Below are 18,846 nucleotides of genomic sequence, written 5' to 3'. Positions count from 1 at the left end.
CAACCTCTTGGCGCATTTTCACACAGGACAAGGCGGCTTTGCCAGCGTGATTTATCGCGGTCACTTGCTCTTCACTTGCGCTTCACTTGGTCTTGGCTTGGTCTTTGGGCGGACGGCAATTATAGGCCCTGCGGAACCCGGCGGCCTGGGCATCCTCCTCGGAGCAGAACCAGCGATCCGGATTGTTGAGGCCGGGGTAACTGCGGCACGCCTGCAAGTGATAGATGCCGACATTGCCGGTGACGCGGGCGCGCACGGCGTACTTGCCCTTGATGTTGCAACTTGCCGGCATCGGCAGGTCGTCGGGGAAGAGCGCATCGCGGATCTGCTTGTCGCGGTCGGCCGGACAGGCGTTGCCGAGCAGGGCGCCGTCCTTCTTGCCGGTCCGGAAATCGCGCGGCGCCACGAAGCAGCCTTTCCAGAGCCCGGCACGATTATCCCTCGCGGTCGCTTCATCCGGCTTGAATCGGCCAGTGGCCGACGTCTCGACATTGAGGGCGTAACCCTTCTGGACCAGCAGCTGGCTCAGGCTGGTCGGGTCGCCCTCGATCTTGCAGACGCCGAGGCGGCGCTTCTTGAAGGTGGGGTCGACGCCGATATCGTCGCAATGAATCGGCTTGCCGCCGATCAGCTTGGTGAGCTGGTCGCGCGCCTCGATCCCGCAGCTCCAGACATCGGCATGCTCGTCGATGCAGAGCTGATCGGCGGCCGGCGCGTCGATGCCGTCGAGCCGATAGGTCGTGTTGCCGAGCTGAACGGCGCCGGCATCCTTGATGACCGCTGAGGCGGCGAGGGCGGGGGCTGCAGACAGGCCAGGCGTCGCAGACAGGCAGGTCAGGAGAAGCGTCGTGGCGACCGGATTTCGAAACCGCATCATTCTCACTTCAGGTCTTTGGACGTCAGGGCTTGGGCGTCAGGGCTGGGCGTCAGATCTTGATGGCAGGTCTTCGGCGGGCAGCCGAACTTCTAGCACAGGCCGGCACGATCCAACCAAGGCCCGTTCGAGTGCGGGCCCGTTCGTGCGAGCCGCGTGCGTGGTGGCATCAGATCAAAGATCCGATTGACTTGGTGAGAACAAAATAGGAACATGATGCACCAACTGAATCCCGGATACCTCATGATGTCTGCACGGCCCGAATCTGACGACGATGACGGGCTGGAAGCGGCCGTCGATCAGGCCATCTCGGCCTGCGGCGGCAATTTGCGCGCGACCATCCGGGCGCTGATCGTTGCCAATGAATTCCTGGAGAACGAGGTCAGCGAGCTGATGAAAGCCGTGGCGAAGGCGCATTCGCGCGGCCGCTTCAAGACCTATTCGGGCTGAAATACCCCTCAGGCTACCGCCAAGGACTGGCCATGCACCCGGCAGGGTCTGCATTAGACCGTTGCCTCCGGGGCAATTTGCTGTACCACGGAGTGGCCAATCGCCCGTGCCGGATTGCGCGGGGAGGATCCTACCCAATAGACAAATTCAAGTCGAAAAAGCCCAAGCAAGAAGAGCATGTTCAAACGAATCCTGATCGCAAATCGCGGCGAGATCGCCTGCCGGGTCATCAAGACTGCGCGTCGTATGGGGATTGAGACGGTCGCCGTCTATTCCGAGGCCGACCGCGATGCGCTGCATGTCGAGATGGCCGACGAGGCCGTGTTGATCGGCCCGCCCGCCGCGGCCGAGAGCTATCTTTTGATCGACAAGATCGTCGAGGCCTGCCGCAAGACCGGCGCTGAGGCCGTGCATCCGGGCTACGGCTTCCTGTCCGAGCGCGAGGCGTTTCCGCGCGCGCTGGAAGCTGCCGGCATCGTGTTCATCGGCCCGAACCCCGGCGCGATCGCCGCGATGGGCGACAAGATCGAATCCAAGAAGGCCGCGGCCAAGGCCAAGGTCTCGACCGTGCCGGGTCATCTCGGCGTCATCGAGGACGACAAGCACGCCGTCCAGATCGCCGACGAGATCGGCTATCCCGTCATGATCAAGGCGTCCGCCGGCGGCGGCGGCAAGGGCATGCGCATCGCGCATTCGAAGTCGGAGGTCGCCGAAGGCTTCAACCTCGCCAAGGCGGAGGCGAAGTCGTCGTTCGGCGACGACCGCGTCTTCGTCGAGAAGTTCATCACCGATCCCAGGCACGTCGAGATCCAGGTGCTCGGCGACAAGCATGGCAATGTGATCTATCTCGGCGAGCGCGAGTGCTCGATCCAGCGCCGCAACCAGAAGGTCATCGAGGAGGCACCGTCGCCGCTGCTCGATGAGCAGACCCGCCGCAAGATGGGCGAGCAGGCGGTCGCACTGGCCAAGGCCGTGAACTACGATTCGGCCGGCACCGTTGAGTTCGTCGCCGGCCAGGACAAGAGCTTCTACTTCCTGGAGATGAACACCCGCCTGCAGGTCGAGCATCCCGTCACCGAGCTGATCACCGGCATCGACCTCGTCGAGCAGATGATCCGGGTCGCGGCCGGCGAGAAGCTCGCGCTCACGCAGAAGGACGTGACGCTGACCGGCTGGGCGGTGGAATCCCGCGTCTATGCCGAGGATCCGTTCCGCAACTTCCTGCCGTCGATCGGCCGCTTGGTGAAATACCGTCCGCCGGCCGAGGCCAGCCATGACGGCATCACCATCCGAAACGATACCGGCGTGCAGGAGGGCGGCGAGATCTCGATCCATTACGATCCGATGATCGCCAAGCTCGTCACCCACGCCCCGTCGCGCGCAGCCGCGATCGAGGCGCAGGCGACCGCACTCGATGCCTTCTATGTCGATGGCATCAGGCACAACGTTCCGTTCCTGTCGGCGTTGATGAACCACCCGCGCTGGCGCGAGGGCCGGCTCTCGACCGGGTTCATAGCAGAGGAATTCCCGAAAGGGTTTTCTGCGCGCGCGCCCGAGGGCGAGATCGCGCGGCGGCTGGCCGCGGTCGGTGCTGCGATCGATCACGTGCTGGGCGAACGCAAGCGGCAGATTTCCGGCCAGATGGGTGGCCGCGTGGTGCAGCGTGAGCGCCGCCGCGCGGTGTGGCTCGACCGCGCCGAGATCGCGCTCGACGTCGCGCGCGAGGATGACGCCATCGCGGTGCGCTTCATCGGCACCGACGGGCTGCCCGGCAATCCGCACAACCTCGTGTCGAGTTGGGCGCCGGGCGAGCCGGTCTGGCAGGGCACCATCGACGGCAATTTCGTCGCCGTGCAGGTGCGCGCCATCAACAACGGCTTCCGCCTCGCGCATCAGGGCTATGAGGTGCCGGTCTACGTCTTCACCGAGACCGAGGCGACCTCGGCGCGGCTGATGCCGGTGACCTCGGCGGCCGACACCGGCAAGAAGCTGCTGTGCCCGATGCCCGGTCTCGTGGTGTCGATCGCGGTGACCGAGGGCCAGGAGGTCAAGGCCGGCGAGACGCTGGTGGTCGTGGAAGCCATGAAGATGCAGAACGTGCTGCGCGCCGAGCGCGACGGCACGGTCAAGAAGATCCACGCCGCCGCCGGCGCCACGCTCGCGGTCGATGCGCTGATCCTGGAGTTCGCTTAAAAGAGCTCCGCCTTCGCGAAGGCATCGGCGGGCCAGTTGTCGCCGGCGCCGTCGCAAGGACGAACAAGGAGTCCCAGACATGGCTTTCCGCAAACGCCGCGAAGCACTGCGATCGATTCTGAGTGGGTCAACCTGCATTCGCCCGGGCTCGGTCTATGACGCGACCTCGATCCGGATTGCGGAGGATCTCGGTTTCGAACTCGGCATGTTCGGTGGCTCGGTCGCCTCGCTCGCCGTGCTCGGCGATCCCGATATCGCGCTGATCACGCTGACCGAGTTCGCCGAGCAGATACGCCGGATGTCGCGTGCCTCGACCCTGTCGGTGCTTGTCGATGCCGACCATGGTTACGGCAATGCGCTCAATGTTCGCCGCACCGTGCAGGAAGTGGAAGCCGCCGGTGCCGCCGGCCTCACCATCGAGGACACGCTGCTGCCGCAGGCGTTCGGCCAGGCCAAGACGCAACTGATCTCGCTCGAGGAAGGCGTCGGCAAGATGAAGGCCGCGCTCGACGGCCGCAGCGATCCGTCGCTCGTGATCCTCGGCCGGACCGGCGCCGTCTCGATCACAAGTCTCGACGACGCGATTGCACGCGCCAGGGCCTATGAAGCGGTTGGCGTCGACGGGCTGTTCTTCACCGGCATCAAGTCGCGCGGCGAACTGGAGGCGCTCTCGGCCGCGACGACGTTGCCGATCGTGCTCGGCGGCGCGCCGGAGGAGATGACCGCGCTGGACTATCTGGCCAGCCAGCGTGTCAGGATCGCGCTGCAGGGCCACGCGCCGTTCGCCGCCGCAACCCAGGCCGTCTACGAGACGCTGAAGGCGCTGCGCGAAGGCACCTCGCCGAAGAACCTCAAAGGCATCGCCTCTCCCGAACTGACCGGCCGCGTGATGCGCGAGGCGGAGACCAAGGCGCGCAGCGGCGAGTTCCTCGGTCTGAAGAAATGAGCGGCGTGATCCGCCACGTCACCATCAGCGGCCGCGTCCAGGGCGTCGGCTATCGCGCCTGGGTCGACGAGCAGGCGACCTCGCGCGGCCTCGAAGGCTGGGTCCGCAACCGCCGCGACGGCAGCGTCGAGGCGGTGTTTGCCGGAGCTGAGGACGTCGTCGCCGACATGATCGCAGCATGTAACCGCGGTCCGTTCTCTGCGCGCGTCGATGCCGTGCAGGCTACGGCGGTCAATCCCGATCTCTTGAACCAGCGCCGGGCAGGGGAGCGGTTCGCGGTCCTGCCGACGGTCTGAAGCACGTTGTTACGCGACGGCTGAAATCACCAGCGCCTGAATGCGGCCTTCGATCGCGCCATTGCCGAATCGGTTCGCCAGAGCCGATGCGGCGTGCTCGGTCGCAGCATCAAGGCCGATCCCGCCGCGCGCCTCGATTTCGCCGCGCAGCGGTGAGCCCTGGCAAAAACCGATCGCCGGATCGTGAGGCGCATTCGCCCGGCTTTGCTTCCGGACGGTATCGATCTCGATCTTGCTGAAGCCCGCGGCCGCAAGATCTGCCCGGATCGGGTCGACCGCATAGTGCCCATGAGGCGTGCGTGCCAGGAATCGCGGCGGATCGGCTGGAAAGACCTCTGCCAATGCCTGGGTCACCACGTCGGCAAACTCGTTGTCCTCGATGCGATCCCAGATGTTGAACAGGAAGCGGCCGCCCGGCTTCAGGACACGACGTGCCTCCGAGTAACCCTTGGGCTTGTCGGGGAAGAACATCGCGCCGAATTGGCAGGCGACGACATCGAAGCTCGCATTATCGAACGGCAGGTTGAGGGCGTCGGCCTGCCGCCACCTGATATCGGCAGCATCCGGCATCCGCGATTTCGCCCGTTCGAGCATCGGTTCATTCAGGTCGGTCGCTGTGATCCTCGTGGCGCGGCCGAGCGCCGACGACAGCGCGCGGGTGACGGCGCCGGTGCCTGCGGCCGTCTCGAGCAGGTCGTGCGGGCCAAGAGCCTTGGCGCTTTGCGCCAGATCGCGCGCATAGGGTTCAAAGATCATCGGCACCAGCAGCCGGTCGTAAAGCTCTGGAATGGACCCGACGAACTCCTTGTCTGACGCTGGCATCGGCAATCTCCCTGGCGGCCGTGAAGCTGGCTCACGTCGACAGCCCGGCGTACGGCCCAAAATGGTCGACCCGGTTCAGCTTGGCCGAAGACCTCGGCAACCACAAAGGAAAACTCGTCACCTGCGATCAATTGCAACACCGCTACGTCACACAGGGCAGGAGACCTTGCGGGTCGCGCGAGCCCCTCACGGCGGCGCTGGCGGCCCTTGACTTCTACTCCGAACAGTCTGATATTTCTGTTATGACAGAAACAACCGCCAAGAAAAAACTGCCTGCCGTCGTCGAGCGCTTCATCCTGCATTGGGGCGACATGGGCGACGAATGGGGCGTCAACCGCTCGGTCAGCCAGATCCACGGGCTGCTCTACCTTGCCGAGGCGCCGATGACGGCGGAGGACATCGCCGACACGCTCGGCATGGCGCGCTCCAACGTCTCCAATTCGATCAAGGAGCTGTTGTCCTGGGGCTTGATCCGGCGGGTGCCGATCCTTGGCGACCGTCGCGACCACTTCGAGGCCGAGACCGACATCTGGGAGGTCGCGGCCAAGATCGCGGCCGGGCGCAAGGAGCGCGAGATCGATCCCGCGCTTGCGGCGCTGCGCGCCTGCGTCACCGACGCGGCCGACGATCCCGCCATCAGTCCGGTTGCCAGCAAGCGGCTGAAGGAGATGCTGACATTCACCGAGCTGGTCGACCGCTGGTACACGCAAATGCTGAACGTGCCGCGGCCGCGCCTGGTCGCACTGATCAAGCTCGGCGAGAAGATCGTGAGTTTCCTGCCCACAGGCAGGGCCAAATAGAGGCGGCGTAACGGGAGTGTGCGATGGCGTCAGCAAGGATATCCAGCCTCAAGACATCGCCGGTCCCGGATACAAAACTGCTCGACGACCATCGCTTCCGCGCATTGCTGCCGGATGAGGATTGGGGACGCCTGCCGGTTGCGATCTGGCGGCGTTTTTCGAAACGCTTCGAGGACGGCAACACCGTCGTCTATGTCGGCGAGGTCGAGGAAGCTTCGAGCAGCCGCGCCGGCTGGTGGCTGGCACAGGCCGCACGGCTGATCGGCGGTCCGCTTCCGACCGGCACCGAGACCGGCGTGCCGATGATCGTCACGGTCACCGAGGACGCGGCGAGCGGCGGCCAGATCTGGACCCGCATCTGCGCGCGCCGCGACGGCTTCCCGCAGGTGATTCATTCCGCCAAGCGTTTTGCCGGCTCCACCGGGCTTGAGGAGTATGTCGGCTTCGGCGTCAGCATGGCGCTGCGGATCGCGGTCGAGCACGAGGCGCTGGTGTTTCACAGCGTCGGCTACTCGCTGCAGTTCGGCCCGTTTCGCCTGCAGCTGCCCGAAAGGCTCACGCCCGGCGCTCTCACCGTGACCCATTCCGATCTCGGCTGCGGCGACTTCCGCTTCACGCTCGAGATCATCCACCCGCGTTTGGGCCGGCTGATCCGTCAGTCCGCCGTGTTCAGGGAGGCCTCGTCATGACGCCGCTGCTTTGGAGGCTCGTCGCCATCCAGATCGCGATGGGCGCCTTCGACACCTTCTATCACCATGAATTCACCGAGCGGCTGGCCTGGCGTCCGTCGCAGCGCCATGAGCTGCAGCTGCACAGCGTTCGGAACTTGCTCTACGCGCTGCTGTTCCTGGTGCTGGGCTGGTTCGAGGTGCACGGCATCTTCGCGATCGCCATCATGGTGGTGCTGGTTGTCGAGGTCGTCATCACGCTGATGGATTTCGTCGAGGAGGATCTGAGCCGAAAGCTGCCGCCGAGCGAGCGGATCAATCACACGCTGCTGGCGATCAATTATGGTGCGATCCTGGTACTGCTGGTGCCGGTGCTGATCGGCTGGGCGATGCTGCCGACGGCCGTCGCGCCGGCCTCTGCGGGTCTGCTCAGCCTGTTCGCGACGGCCGCGGCCTTCGGCGCTGCGCTGTTCGGTGCGCGGGACTTTGCCGCGGCAAGACGCCTCGGACGGATGGCCAGCGTGCCGGCCACGACGCTGGTTGAGAAATTGCCGGCGCGGCAGACCGTGCTGGTCACCGGCGCGACCGGCTTCATCGGCAGCCGTCTGGTCGCAAGCCTCACCGCGTCAGGCCATCAGGTCATCGCGCTGATCCGCAATCCGGCGAAGGCCGAGATGCTGGCACCGCCGGTGACGCTGATCACAAGCCTCGACCAGTTGCCCGCCGACTCAGGGATCGACGCCATCGTCAATCTCGCGGGCGAACCGATCGGCAATGGCCTGTGGACCGAGGCCAAGCGGCGGACGATCCTCGCCTCGCGGATCGACATGACGGCGGAGGTCGTCAGGCTGATCGCGCGTCTCGAGCGCAAGCCTTCGGTGCTGGTAAGCGGCTCGGCGATCGGCTGGTACGGGCTCTGGCAGGACCAGGTGCTGACGGAGTCGGCGAAATCCCACGCCTGCTTCAGTCACGAGCTGTGCGAGGCCTGGGAGAATGCGGCGAAGCCGGCCGCCGATCATGGCGAGCGCGTCGCGTACTTGCGGATTGGTCTCGTGGTCGGCACCGATGGCGGTTTCATCACGCGGATGCTGACGCCGTTCGAGTTCGGTCTCGGCGGGCCGCTTGGCTCGGGCAAGCAGTGGATGTCGTGGATCGAGCGCGACGATCTGGTGCGCCTGATCGCGCATGTGATCGCGAGGCCCGAACTGTCCGGCCCTGTCAACGCGACCGCGCCGATCCCGGTGACCAACACGAAATTCACCGAGGAGCTGGGGCGCCGCCTGAACCGGCCCGCGATCTTCCGCGTTCCTGCCGTGCTGCTCCGCGCCGTCGGCGGCGATTTTGCCGATGAGCTGCTGCTGGGCGGCCAGCGGGTGCTGCCGAACAAGGCGTTGAGCAACGGTTTTGTGTTCCGGCACGAAACCTTGCGCAGCGCGTTCGATGCGATCCTGTGAGGAGGGCGATATGTCCAGTGGCTGTTCCCGTGCATTCGGAGGCTGGCTTGCAGGCTGCGGTGCCGCAACGGCGGTGATTGCTGCTATCGGCCAGACCGTGCTGATGTTTGCTGCGCGCGGCGATCTCGCCCGGCTTCTGTACGGCATCGTGGTGCTTTTGATTCCCTCGGCCGTGATCTTCGTCATCACATGCCTGCTGACTGCGATTCCCGCAGCGATCGCGATCTGGCTCAGCGAGGAGCTCCGGATATGATCCGCCGGGTTCTTCGCCGGCGCAGGCGCCGCGATCGGCGCGCTCAGCATCACGGTGCTGCTGCGGTCTCCGGCCGTCTGGACATCAGGACTTGTCTGTTTGTTCGCCGCAGCCGGATTTGTCGCAGGTCTGACTTACTGGTTTGTCGTGCGAGAGCTGGAAGCGGGCGAGCACTGCTCGTGATGCCACAGAGCCATGCCCGCACTACGCTGCAGACGCCACGCTGCGGAACGTCGCGGCCAGTGTCCGCAATGCCGCCAGCTTGACGGGATCGCTGACCTTCGAATGCAGCATCACCTTTGACGTGCCGAGCCGCGGCAGCTTGTGCGCGGGTCCAACGTCGATCAGACCCGGCGGCGCGATGCGGCGGACGAGCGGAGCAACTGCAAGCCCTGCGAGCGCAGCCGCCACCACCGCAGTGACGCCGCCGCCGCCGAAGCTTTCGGTCCACGCGATGCCGGCCTTGTCAAGTGCCCGCACGGCGAGGGCGCGCACACCGCACGGCGGCGCGAGTGTTGCGAGCGGCAGGGCGTCGCCGCGCGGCCACACGAACCGCTTGGTGGCAAACCAGCCGAATTCGTCCTCGGCCAGTTTCTCGCTGCCGCGCCGGCTGCCTTCCTGGCGCACGATGACAGCATCGAGCTCGCCCGCATCGTAGGCATCAAGCATCTCGCGCGAGAAGCCGATGGTCACGGCGAGCGCAAGCTGGGAGGCCATCGCGTGCAGCCGCTCCAGCAGCGGTACCAGCTCCGGACCTGCGGCATGGTCGCTGATCCCGAGCGTGAGCTGCTGCCGCGCCGGTTTCTCGCCGGAGAGTGCACGGTCATGCACCTCGATCAGCGCGCGGGCGTGATGCAGGAAGGCGGCGCCGTCGGCGGTCAGCCGCACCGCGCGCGGCGAACGCTCGACCAGCCGCTTGCCGAGCAGCGTTTCGAGCCGCTGCAACTTCATGCTGATCGCCGCCTGCGTGGTGCCGAGCGCCTCGGCGGCGCGGGTAAAACCCTGCAACTCGGCGACGAGGAGGAAGGCCTGCACGGTATCGATATCGAGCGTCGTCATTGATGATCAGATATTATTATCATTGCTATCCGTATAGATAAGATACCAAGATGATGGCGAAAGGTCTAGTGAGAGGAGGCGCGGTTGACCCGCGCCAACCGAATTCAAGGAGACCGATCATGCCGCTTATCACCGTCACCTATGCGACCTCGCGCGAGAGGCCGTCGCTGAAGTCCGACATCGCCGCCGCCGTGTCGGAACTCACCGCTGACATCCTGCACAAGGATCCCAAGGTCACCGCCATCATCGTCAAATCGGCCGCCGCCGCCGACTGGTTCGCCGGCGGCAAGTCGCTCGCCGAGCAGGGGCTCGCGAGCTACTGGCTCGACATCCACGTCACCGAGGGCACCAACACCAAGGACGAGAAGGCGGCCTATCTCGCTGCGCTGTTCAAGCGGATGGGCGAACTGCTCGGGCCGTTGCACACCGAGAGCTATGCCCATGTCGACGAGGTGAAGGGCGATGCCTACGGCTTCGGCGGCCTCACCCAGGAGCGCCGCTACATCGCCGGCAAGCTGGAGGTCGCGCCGCAGAAGGCGGCGGCATGATTGCCAGTTGTCCGGCTGGCGCGTGCCTCAAGGACACTGCCCGCCGATCGTGCTCTCGATCGTGCCGGTCCAGGCGGCATAGCCATCTGCGCTGAGATGGATGCCGTCCTCGACCTGGGGGCTCGCCTGCGTCTGCAACGTGCCGACATCGATCAGCGGGATCGAACGATCACGGGCGGTCTGCCGTATCACCCGGTCGATGTCGGCGAAGCGTGACCGGTCGATGGCATTGGCCAGCACGCCCGAGCCGGCAATCGGCGCCAGCGACACGACGAAGACCTTGGCGCCGAGTGCGCCGGCCCGCTGCACGATCTCCTGATAGGACTCGGCAAAGGGGCGCCGATCGACCACGAGGCCGTCATTGACGCCGACCGAGATCACGACAATGCCCGGGGAAAATTTGATGCGGTCGAACTCCTTGACCAGTTGAAGCACGCCGCTGGCGATCGCACCGGCATAACCCGCGTTGAAGACGGGTCGTCCGCAGATCGCAGGTGAAAAGTTGGCGCTTTCGACCAGGCTGTCGCCAACAAAAGCAACCGGCTTCTCGCTGCCATGACGCGCCATGAAATCCTGGACGCGCTGCAGTGTTGCGTTTTGTCGAAGTTTTTCGACCGGAGTGTCCAGCAGGCGATACACCAGGCTTGCGGAGGCCAGAACGATAAACCCGACCAGGAACCGCTTGCGCATCAGATCACAGCGCCGTCGCTTCCGGCAGGCGCGCCGCGGTGTCGCTGAACACCTCGGCGAAGGCTTGCCGGAGCGCGATGTCGACATCAGCCATCGTGACCGGCAGCCCGAGATCGACCAGCGAGGTGACGCCGTAGCGCGGATCGACCACGCCGCAGGGCACGATCGCCTGGAAATGCGAGAGGTCGGGCTCGACATTGATGGCGATGCCGTGGAACGAGACCCAGCGGCGTAGCCGGACGCCGATCGCCGCGATCTTGTCCTCAAAGCCCGGTCCCTTGTCCGGGCGCCGCACCCAGACCCCGACGCGGTCTTCGCGGCGCTCGCCGCGGACGTTGAAGGCGGCGAGCGTGCGGATGATCCATTCCTCCAGCGAGGCAACATAGGCGCGCACATCCGGCCGCCGCCGCTTGAGGTCGAGCATCACATAGGCAACCCGCTGGCCCGGGCCGTGATAGGTGACCTGGCCGCCGCGGCCGCTCTGGAAGGTCGGAAAGCGCGGGGCGAGCAGGTCATCTGCCTTGCCGCTGGTGCCGGAAGTGTAGAGCGGCGGGTGCTCGAGCAGCCACACCAACTCGGTTGCTTCGCCGGCGGCGATCGCCGCCACCCGGGCGTCCATCGCGGCGAGAGAATCGGGGTAGGGCACCGGACCGTCCGAAATCCGCCATTCGACCGCGCCGCCGCCCGAAGGGCGCGCAAAGGTCGTCAAATCGAGGCTTTGGCGGTCGTTAACCATTGGCTAACCCTAACGTGGTCAGGTGAATCCACAATTTAGTTCCCGTTCGGCGGTTCAGAAGTGCCCACCCTCGATAAAGTCAGCGTAGATCTCATGGTGGTCCTCGGCACGACCACCATGCCGATTCATCAGGTCATGCGGCTGTCCCGCGGCGCCATCATCGAACTGGATGCCACCGAGGCCGACGAGGTCAAGATCCTCGCCAACAACCTGCCGGTGGCCAGCGGCGTGGTGCTGGTCGACCGCAACCGGATTGCGGTCGAGGTCAAGCAAATGCTGCCGAAATCTCCCGGAGTTCGCAGTTAATTCTCGCATTTAGCGCCTTGTCCCTGCATGCATGATTTGTTACATCGCCCCGTCGATGCGGCGGCGCCTTAGGGTTCCATCCGACATCCTTAGCGCTCGTGGCGGAATTGGTAGACGCGCTGCCTTGAGGTGGCAGTGGGTAACACCGTGGGGGTTCGAGTCCCTCCGAGCGCACCATACCTCAGCTGATCCTTGAAATCGCTGGATTTTTCGAAGCAGGAGCGGTTGCTCCGGCTTCGCGGCAAGCCACGTCCCGAGCCAGGATCACGCTCTAATCGGGCACGCGCTTGCTGGCCGCCGCCGAGGCCTCGGCACGCGGGGTGCGCTTCTTCAAATTGGCGACTCGGACAGACGCGTTGCTCTCATTGGGCTGCGCGACAGGCCGGGGCGCGGCGTGGGCTCTGCTGTGAGCTGCAGCGGGAGGTTGATGCGCGGCCTGCTTCGGATGCCTGGCCTGGCGCGCGGAGATCGCCTGCGCACGCGGTGCGACAGCGCCCGGGGCAATTGTCGGACGCTGCGCGATCCGGCGACTGGCCGCCGATAGCGTCGCGAGCAGGGTCAGGTCCAGCGCTTCGGGAACACGAAACACGTCGGACGAGGGAATCGGCAATGTCGAGACCGCCGCCAGCTGCGCGAGCTGCGGCTGCGGCCACAGCGTGCGGACGGGCCCAGCGATTCGGCTGCGCTGTGCGTGATCGAGGATGATGTCGGCGTCGCGCCAATCCATGTCGGCAAACACCGGTGCTGGCAGCGTCCGCGTCGCGGTGAAGACGAAGTTCGGAATTTTCGGCCAGCGCGTGATCGCCACCGTCTCGGTCGGCGGATGCATGAACCATTGCTGCGGCTCGGTCGGTGTCGCCGGGCGGTCGGCCGTGGCGGGGACGACGTGAACGATGCGGTAGCCGCGCTCCTTCAGCGTGTTGAGGATTCGCGGCAGCGCCGCCACCGTGCGCGGCTGGATGTCGTGCAGCAGCAGGATGCCCTTGTGCTTGGCCTCGATGCGCTGGATCGCGAGATCATAGACCCGCTGCGGCGAGACGTGGCGCCAGTCGTCGGCCGGGAAGTCGGCGCTCCACACCTGGATGCCCTGCGACGCCAGATAGGCTTCCGGGATCTCGGCGCGCATCAGGCCGGGAATCCGGAAGAATGGCGCAAGCTTGCTCTTGTCGCCGTTGAGCGCGGCCAAGGTCGAGGCGATGCCGTCGTCGACCTCCTGCCGCACCTTTTCGAGCGGCATCTTGTTCATCGTCAACGGATGGTTCTGGCTGTGCGTGCCGACGGTATGTCCGGCCGCGATCAGCTTGCGCACGCCTTCCGGATTGGCCCTGGCCTGGCCGCCGATGGTGAAGAAGGTCGCCTTGACGCACTGGCTGGCGAGGATCGCCAGCACCTGGTTGCTGTATTTCGGCAGCGGGCCGTCGTCGAAGGTCAGGACCACCTCGTGATCGGCCAGCGGCAGTGTCTCCGGATACTGCATGGTGCCGATCCGCGGATGCTCCTTGGGATCGACGACGAGGGTTCGCGAGGTGCCGAGTGCGTTGGGGTTACCCGGGCAATCCGCGGCGCGGACGGCCTGCGGCGTCATGAAGCTGCAGCTGAGCAGCGTCGCGCCGATCACGGTCCGCGACCGCTTCCGGATAGTTACCAGGACGTTCGCAATCATCAAATTCGGCCGCATTCCAAACGCACTGACGAATCCTTAGGTATGGCGCCATGAACGCCGCCTTAACGGTCTGTAATCCAGTTCTGGTTCCGGGTTCAATGTGACCGGTCGGACACGGTCTTCATCGCCGCCGGGACGATGTGGACGACGTGATAATTATGCTCACGCAGATACCTTAAAAAGGCCGGCAGCATCTCGGCTGTTCGCATTTGCGCGTCATGCAGCAGGATAATGCCCTTGCGGTGGCCTTCGAGCCGCCCGGTGAGCAGCTTGAGTTCCTCCTCGGGCGTCATCTTGACCCAGTCGCTGGCCCAGAAATCGGCTCCGAACACCGCGATACCGCGCTTTTCCAGGTGATCCAGCAGGGTGGGCGTCGACTCGAAATAGGGGAACCGGAAGAACGGCGTGCTTGGGGTCGTGCTCTCGGTTCCGCGCAGGGCCTTGCCGACCGCCTCGATCCCCCGATTGATGTTCGCCTCGGCCTGGTCCAACGGGAGCTTGTTGAGATGCGGATGGTCCCAGGTGTGATAGCCGATGGTGTGGCCGAGGCGCGCGACCTTGCGGACCATATCGGGATGATCAGCCGCGTTGCGGCCGACCATGAAGAAGGTGGCGCGCACGCATTCGCTCGCCAGCGCTGCCAGCACCTTGTCGGTCGTGCCCGGTGTCGGGCCGTCGTCGAATGTCAGCACGATCTCGCCGTCGCGCAGCGGCAGGGTCTGCGGGAAGCTCTTCAGCCCGACGCGCGGATAGGTCGCAGGATCGACCTCGAGCACACGCGCGGTGCCGAGCGCGTCGTGGCGCTGGCACTCGGCGGCCCGCGCGGGGCTAAACAGTGCAGCCGGCACCACGGTAATCAGCGCCGCGACGACGCTCAGGCAAGTGTTCAGGATTGGCCGAGAGCCGCTCGACATATTTCTCATTGCGCTGGGCACCGCCGATTAGGTAATCCGTTCCGCACTCATCAGAGCAGTTTTTCCCCTCCTGTCAAACCGGCGAAACACGGCATGGCCGAGAATTTCGACGTTGCCGAACCCGCCGAGACCGACCCGCTGGCCCGGATGCCGATGCGGGACGAGGAGGGCGAACTGCGCCCCGAATTCGTCGCGGAGGTCACCCGGGCCATTCACGCCGCGGACCGGCCGCTGCTGTGCGAGGTGGTCGCGGAACTGCACGAGGCCGATCTCGGCGACCTGATCGCGGCGCTGGAGCCGGACGACCGCGTCACCCTGGTCGAGATCACCGGCACGGATTTCGACTTCTCGGCGCTCAACGAGGTCGACGAGACCGTCCGCGAGGAGATCCTCGAGGAGCTCGAGCCGGAGACGGTGGCGGAGGGTGTCCGCGAACTCGAATCCGACGACGCCGTCGAGCTCCTGGAAAGCCTCGACGAGGAGGACCAGGAAGAGATCCTGGAGAAGCTGCCGGCGGCCGAGCGCGAGGACATCGAGCGCAGCCTGCTGTACCCGGAAAATTCCGCCGGCCGGCGGATGCAGACCGAGTTCATCGCGGTGCCGCCGGACTGGAATGTCGGGCAGGCGATCGACTACATGCGCGACACGCCCGATCTGCCGGACCGCTTCTACGAGATCTATGTCGTCGACGCCGACAAGCATCTGCTCGGCGCCGTGCCGCTCGACGTGCTGTTGCGCACGCGCCGTCCGGTCGCGGTCAAGGACCTGATCGACGAGGACCGTCGCCGCGTCTCCGCGCTGGAGGACCAGGAAGAGGTCGCGCGGATGTTCGGCAAGTACAATCTGGTCGCAGCGCCCGTGGTCGACACCGTCGACCGGCTGGTCGGCGTCATCACCATCGACGACGTCGTCGACGTGATCGAGGAGGAGGCCGACGAGGACCTCAAGGCGCTCGGCGGCGTCACCCATCCGGAAGAGCTGTCCGACACGGTCTGGACCATCGCCCGCGGCCGATTCAACTGGCTCTTGGTCAATCTCGCCACCGCGTTCCTGGCCTCGTCGGTGCTCGGCCTGTTCGAGGGCCAGCTAGAGAAGATGGTGGCGCTCGCGGTGCTGGCGCCGATCGTGGCGAGCCAGGGCGGCAATGCCGCGACCCAGACCATGACGGTCGCGGTGCGCGCGCTCGCCACCCGCGAGCTCGGGTCGGCCAACGCGATGCGCGTCGTCTTGCGCGAGACCATGGTCGGTCTCGTCAACGGCCTCGCCTTTGCCGTGATCACCGGCATCGCGGCGGTGGCCTGGTTCAAGATCCCCGGTCTCGGCCTCGTGATCGGGCTTGCGATCATCTGCAACCTGGTCGCCGGCGCGCTCGGCGGCATCCTGATTCCGATCGTGCTGGATCGGGTGCGGGCCGACCCCGCGGTCGCCTCCGGCACCTTCGTCACCACCGTCACCGACGTGGTCGGCTTCTTCTCGTTTCTCGGCATCGCCACGCTGTGGTTCGGGCTGAAATAGGAGCATGATCCGGAAAAGTGCGAAGCGGTTTTCCGAAAAGATCATGCTGTTAGCGGGGGGCCAGCGGGCCGGTTTATCGTTAATCGCGCCTTAACGGGGTTGGCGGATGATGCTCGCATCTCCACGGGGGCCATTACGGGGGCCATCATGCAGCGCTTGCGGCTCAAGGCGGACGGACGGATCGTCGAACTGCGCGACGGACAGGAAATCCCGCTCGTGCCCGCACACCCGGCGGTGCCGGCGATGCAGCCCTCGGCCACGCAACCGGCCGTGCGGGATCTGCGCCGCCGCGCCCAACTCACCCAGCTCGAATTCGCCGCCAAGCTCGGTGTGCCCGTGGAAACCATCCGCAACTGGGAGCAGGGCAAGCGCGCCCCGCGCGGCCCCGCCCGCGCGCTGCTCGCCGTGATCGCCCATTCGCCGGAGACGGTGTTCGCCGCGCTGTCGAGCGAGCCGACGGCGGCATAGTCCGCCACAAGACGCCATCGCCCCATCCCCGGTGTCATCACCCGCGCATGCGGGTGATCCACTATTCCAGAGGCACCGGTTGTTGAGCCGCGAGGCCGCGGCGTACTGGATCGCCCGGTCGAGCCGGGCGATGACAGATGTAGTGCGGATGCAGTTTCGCGTTCTCGCGACATGATTGTCCGAGTCTTGCTTCTTTCGTTCCGCCCTCTCTTGAAGAGGGCGCAGGGAAAGCCGGGTGCCGATCGCACCCATGGGCCCTGTGCAACAAAAAAGCACAGGGGTAGGACCACAGGTGTAACCGGGAACTCCGGCTTTCCCTGCGCGATGGTTTTACGGCTTATACGTGCTCGCCCCGGCGAGACTGGGCTTGCTTGTCACCGCCCTCGCAAAAACGCTTGCGCGCTTTACGAGAGGACACCTGCCGCTAGGGCGTCAGGCCTGCACGACTTCGCCGTTCGCCTCTTGCGTCCTCGTCAGTTGCGCAATCGGCGTCCACCGCATCTCACCGCAACGTTCGTGACGATCGCGAGCGCCCCTCAATCGGGTGAGACGGCGGCATTAGACCGGTGAGTTGGGGTCCACGTCAAGAGCAAATTCGGAAAAAACGAAGTGGCTCGCGCCCAATCCCTCATCACCGGTTGCTCAATCGCAATGCTACAATGGAAAAATATGTTGTGATATCAATGTATTTTAATGAATTGCATGCAGAATACAAAATGTGCTTGTCGCCTCGCGCGGCTTGAAGCAGACTTTGCGCGGGCAGGAGAGACCGATGACCTTCGATGACGAGGGTAGTGCCAGGGGCACACTACAATCTGCCGGCAGAGGAGCGAGCAATGAGCGATCAGGTGTCCACCATCGCAATGGCAGATACGGCGAAGCCTTCCGGCGTGCGCTGGAAGATCTTCCTGCTGATGCTGTTCCTGATCTCGATCAACTATATCGATCGCGCCTCGCTCTCGGTCGCGATGCCGGTCATCGCCAAGGAGTTCGACATCGATCCGGCGATGCAGGGCCTGATCCTGAGCTCGTTCTTCTGGAACTACGCGCTGATGCAGGTGCCCGGCGGCATGCTCGCCGACCGCTTCAAGCCGCGCATCGTGATCGCTCTGGCGACGCTATTCTGGGGCTTCTTCCAGGCGCTGGCGGCGCTGTCCACCAGTTGGATGCTGCTGCTGTTGACCCGGCTCGGGCTTGGCGCATCGGAAGCGCCGATCTATCCGGCCGGCGGCAAGCTCAACGCGATCTGGATGAGGCAGACCGAGCGCGGCCGCGGGGCCACTCTGCTGGACGGCGGCGCGCCGCTGGGCGCTGCGCTCGGCTCGATCGTGGTTGCCTGGCTGATGGCAGCGTTCAGCTCCTGGCGCGTCGCCTTCGTCGTCGCGGGTGTCGGCACCATGCTGTGCGGGCTGTGGGCCTGGTACTACATCCGGAACGCGCCGCGTGAGCATCCGTCGGTCAATGAGGCCGAGGCGCGCTATCTCGAAGCGGCGCATGCGATCGAGGACGCGGCGACGCCGGCCGCGTCGGGCGCCAGCTGGGTGGCCTATTTCCGCTTTCGCTCGGTGTGGTGCATGTGCCTTGGGTGGATGTTCTTCAACACCACCTTCTACGGCCTGCTGACCTGGATGCCGACCTACCTGTTCAAGGTGCACGGCTTCGACATCAAGGCGCTGGGCGGCGCCTCCTTCATCATCTTCTTCGCAGGCTTCGTCGGCGAACTGGTCGGCGGCTGGATCGGCGATGGCTGGCGGGAGCGGGGCGGGGCGCCGAACACCGTGTTCCGCACCCTGTTCGGCATCGCAGCGATCATGGCGACCATCTCGATCTTCCTCGTCGCCTACGTCACCAATCCCGTTGTGGTCGTGGTGCTGCTGTCGACGACGCTGTTCTTCCTGCGCTGGTGCGGCATGTACTGGGCGATCCCCTCGGCGCTGGCCGGCCGCGGCAAGTCCGGCTTCCTCGGCGGCTGCATGAATCTCGGCGGCAACATCGCCGGCATCACGACGCCGTTGATTGTCGGCTTCATCGTGCAGGCCACCGGCTCCTACTTCCTGGCCCTGATGTATTTCGCCGCCGCGGGCATTGCGCTGTTGATCTGCTCGCCCCTGATCGATTACAGCCGCAAGCTCCCGGTCTAGAGCGTTTTCGAACGAAGTGGATACCGGTTCGCGTGAAGAAAACGCGTCAA

At 65.2% G+C, this 18,846-nt stretch carries 20 protein-coding genes and 1 tRNA gene; 14 read left to right on the top strand and 7 right to left on the bottom strand.

The window, feature by feature from the left end:
• Nucleotides 1-82 precede the first annotated feature (82 nt).
• The gene (locus HAP54_RS41570) at nucleotides 83-874 is read right to left on the bottom strand and encodes a thermonuclease family protein (protein ID WP_166297032.1); all 792 of its coding nucleotides are present in this window, start codon (nucleotides 872-874) and stop codon (nucleotides 83-85) included.
• A 243-nt stretch (nucleotides 875-1,117) separates the two neighbouring features.
• Here HAP54_RS41570 and HAP54_RS41565 point away from each other — a divergent pair, with 243 nt between their 5' ends.
• The 4 genes from HAP54_RS41565 to HAP54_RS41550 all read left to right on the top strand — a co-directional run bounded on the left by HAP54_RS41565 (nucleotide 1,118) and on the right by HAP54_RS41550 (nucleotide 4,759).
• The gene (locus HAP54_RS41565; protein ID WP_016840474.1) at nucleotides 1,118-1,324 is read left to right on the top strand and encodes a hypothetical protein; all 207 of its coding nucleotides are present in this window, start codon (nucleotides 1,118-1,120) and stop codon (nucleotides 1,322-1,324) included.
• 177 nt (nucleotides 1,325-1,501) lie between these two features.
• Complete coding sequence (locus HAP54_RS41560; RefSeq protein ID WP_166297030.1) at nucleotides 1,502-3,517, top strand: acetyl-CoA carboxylase biotin carboxylase subunit; 2,016 nt, start codon at nucleotides 1,502-1,504, stop codon at nucleotides 3,515-3,517.
• A gap of 79 nt (nucleotides 3,518-3,596) precedes the next feature.
• Entirely contained in the window at nucleotides 3,597-4,463 is an 867-nt protein-coding gene (locus HAP54_RS41555) for an isocitrate lyase/PEP mutase family protein (protein WP_166297028.1), read from the top strand.
• Nucleotides 4,460-4,759 (top strand): acylphosphatase, encoded by a 300-nt coding sequence (locus HAP54_RS41550; protein ID WP_166297026.1) that lies wholly within the window; start codon nucleotides 4,460-4,462, stop codon nucleotides 4,757-4,759. The genes HAP54_RS41555 and HAP54_RS41550 overlap by 4 nt, the downstream gene beginning before the upstream one ends.
• Nucleotides 4,760-4,768: 9 nt before the next feature.
• Here the strand turns inward: HAP54_RS41550 and HAP54_RS41545 are convergent, their stop codons facing one another.
• Nucleotides 4,769-5,581, bottom strand: a complete 813-nt coding sequence (locus HAP54_RS41545; RefSeq protein ID WP_166297024.1) for a class I SAM-dependent methyltransferase — start codon at nucleotides 5,579-5,581, stop codon at nucleotides 4,769-4,771.
• Between the two features lie 242 nt (nucleotides 5,582-5,823).
• Between HAP54_RS41545 and HAP54_RS41540 the strand changes: the two genes are divergently transcribed.
• From HAP54_RS41540 to HAP54_RS41525, 4 genes are read left to right on the top strand one after another with little or no spacing between them, the layout of a single operon-like run.
• The gene (locus HAP54_RS41540) at nucleotides 5,824-6,381 is read left to right on the top strand and encodes a GbsR/MarR family transcriptional regulator (protein ID WP_166297022.1); all 558 of its coding nucleotides are present in this window, start codon (nucleotides 5,824-5,826) and stop codon (nucleotides 6,379-6,381) included.
• Nucleotides 6,382-6,404: 23 nt separating this feature from the next.
• Entirely contained in the window at nucleotides 6,405-7,070 is a 666-nt protein-coding gene (locus HAP54_RS41535) for a DUF4166 domain-containing protein (RefSeq protein ID WP_166297020.1), read from the top strand.
• Nucleotides 7,067-8,503: a TIGR01777 family oxidoreductase gene (locus HAP54_RS41530; RefSeq protein WP_166297018.1), complete on the top strand. Its 1,437-nt coding sequence runs from the start codon at nucleotides 7,067-7,069 to the stop codon at nucleotides 8,501-8,503. Before HAP54_RS41535 ends, HAP54_RS41530 begins: the two co-directional genes overlap by 4 nt.
• 10 nt (nucleotides 8,504-8,513) lie before the next feature.
• Entirely contained in the window at nucleotides 8,514-8,756 is a 243-nt protein-coding gene (locus HAP54_RS41525) for a hypothetical protein (RefSeq protein ID WP_166297016.1), read from the top strand.
• A gap of 204 nt (nucleotides 8,757-8,960) precedes the next feature.
• Here the strand turns inward: HAP54_RS41525 and HAP54_RS41520 are convergent, their stop codons facing one another.
• Nucleotides 8,961-9,815, bottom strand: a complete 855-nt coding sequence (locus tag HAP54_RS41520; protein WP_166297014.1) for a LysR family transcriptional regulator — start codon at nucleotides 9,813-9,815, stop codon at nucleotides 8,961-8,963.
• Between the two features lie 119 nt (nucleotides 9,816-9,934).
• On the opposite strand from HAP54_RS41520, the gene HAP54_RS41515 reads away from it, so the two are divergent.
• On the top strand, nucleotides 9,935-10,363 hold the full coding sequence (locus HAP54_RS41515) for a tautomerase family protein (protein ID WP_166297012.1): 429 nt from the start codon (nucleotides 9,935-9,937) through the stop codon (nucleotides 10,361-10,363).
• 27 nt (nucleotides 10,364-10,390) lie between these two features.
• Here HAP54_RS41515 and HAP54_RS41510 read toward each other — a convergent pair whose 3' ends face one another.
• Both HAP54_RS41510 and lipB read right to left on the bottom strand, forming a co-directional pair.
• On the bottom strand, nucleotides 10,391-11,053 hold the full coding sequence (locus HAP54_RS41510) for an SGNH/GDSL hydrolase family protein (protein ID WP_166297010.1): 663 nt from the start codon (nucleotides 11,051-11,053) through the stop codon (nucleotides 10,391-10,393).
• 4 nt (nucleotides 11,054-11,057) lie between these two features.
• Nucleotides 11,058-11,789 (bottom strand): lipoyl(octanoyl) transferase LipB, encoded by a 732-nt coding sequence (gene lipB, locus HAP54_RS41505; RefSeq protein WP_166297008.1) that lies wholly within the window; start codon nucleotides 11,787-11,789, stop codon nucleotides 11,058-11,060.
• Nucleotides 11,790-11,849: 60 nt separating this feature from the next.
• Here lipB and HAP54_RS41500 point away from each other — a divergent pair, with 60 nt between their 5' ends.
• Nucleotides 11,850-12,095 carry a FliM/FliN family flagellar motor switch protein gene (locus tag HAP54_RS41500; protein ID WP_021080574.1) on the top strand — a complete coding sequence of 82 codons (246 nt, stop codon included), beginning with the start codon at nucleotides 11,850-11,852 and terminating at the stop codon, nucleotides 12,093-12,095.
• Nucleotides 12,096-12,187: 92 nt separating this feature from the next.
• A tRNA-Leu gene (locus HAP54_RS41495) sits at nucleotides 12,188-12,272 on the top strand.
• Between the two features lie 94 nt (nucleotides 12,273-12,366).
• Here HAP54_RS41495 and HAP54_RS41490 read toward each other — a convergent pair.
• Entirely contained in the window at nucleotides 12,367-13,758 is a 1,392-nt protein-coding gene (locus tag HAP54_RS41490; protein WP_166297005.1) for a polysaccharide deacetylase family protein, read from the bottom strand.
• A gap of 95 nt (nucleotides 13,759-13,853) precedes the next feature.
• A complete protein-coding gene (locus HAP54_RS41485; RefSeq protein ID WP_166297003.1) occupies nucleotides 13,854-14,681 on the bottom strand; it encodes a polysaccharide deacetylase family protein in 828 nt (275 codons plus the stop codon).
• 84 nt (nucleotides 14,682-14,765) lie between these two features.
• Here HAP54_RS41485 and mgtE point away from each other — a divergent pair, with 84 nt between their 5' ends.
• From mgtE to HAP54_RS41470, 3 genes are all read left to right on the top strand, one after another.
• Entirely contained in the window at nucleotides 14,766-16,187 is a 1,422-nt protein-coding gene (mgtE, locus tag HAP54_RS41480; RefSeq protein WP_166297001.1) for a magnesium transporter, read from the top strand.
• A 147-nt stretch (nucleotides 16,188-16,334) separates the two neighbouring features.
• Complete coding sequence (locus HAP54_RS41475) at nucleotides 16,335-16,655, top strand: helix-turn-helix domain-containing protein (RefSeq protein ID WP_175619304.1); 321 nt, start codon at nucleotides 16,335-16,337, stop codon at nucleotides 16,653-16,655.
• 836 nt (nucleotides 16,656-17,491) lie between these two features.
• Nucleotides 17,492-18,796 carry an MFS transporter gene (locus HAP54_RS41470; RefSeq protein WP_166296999.1) on the top strand — a complete coding sequence of 435 codons (1,305 nt, stop codon included), beginning with the start codon at nucleotides 17,492-17,494 and terminating at the stop codon, nucleotides 18,794-18,796.
• Nucleotides 18,797-18,846: the final 50 nt, after the last annotated feature.

The sequence above is a fragment of the Bradyrhizobium sp. 2S1 genome, assembly GCF_011516625.5.
Taxonomy (GTDB): domain Bacteria; phylum Pseudomonadota; class Alphaproteobacteria; order Rhizobiales; family Xanthobacteraceae; genus Bradyrhizobium; species Bradyrhizobium septentrionale.
Note: the sequence above shows the minus strand (reverse complement) of the source record. Positions and strands in the feature narration are given on the sequence as shown.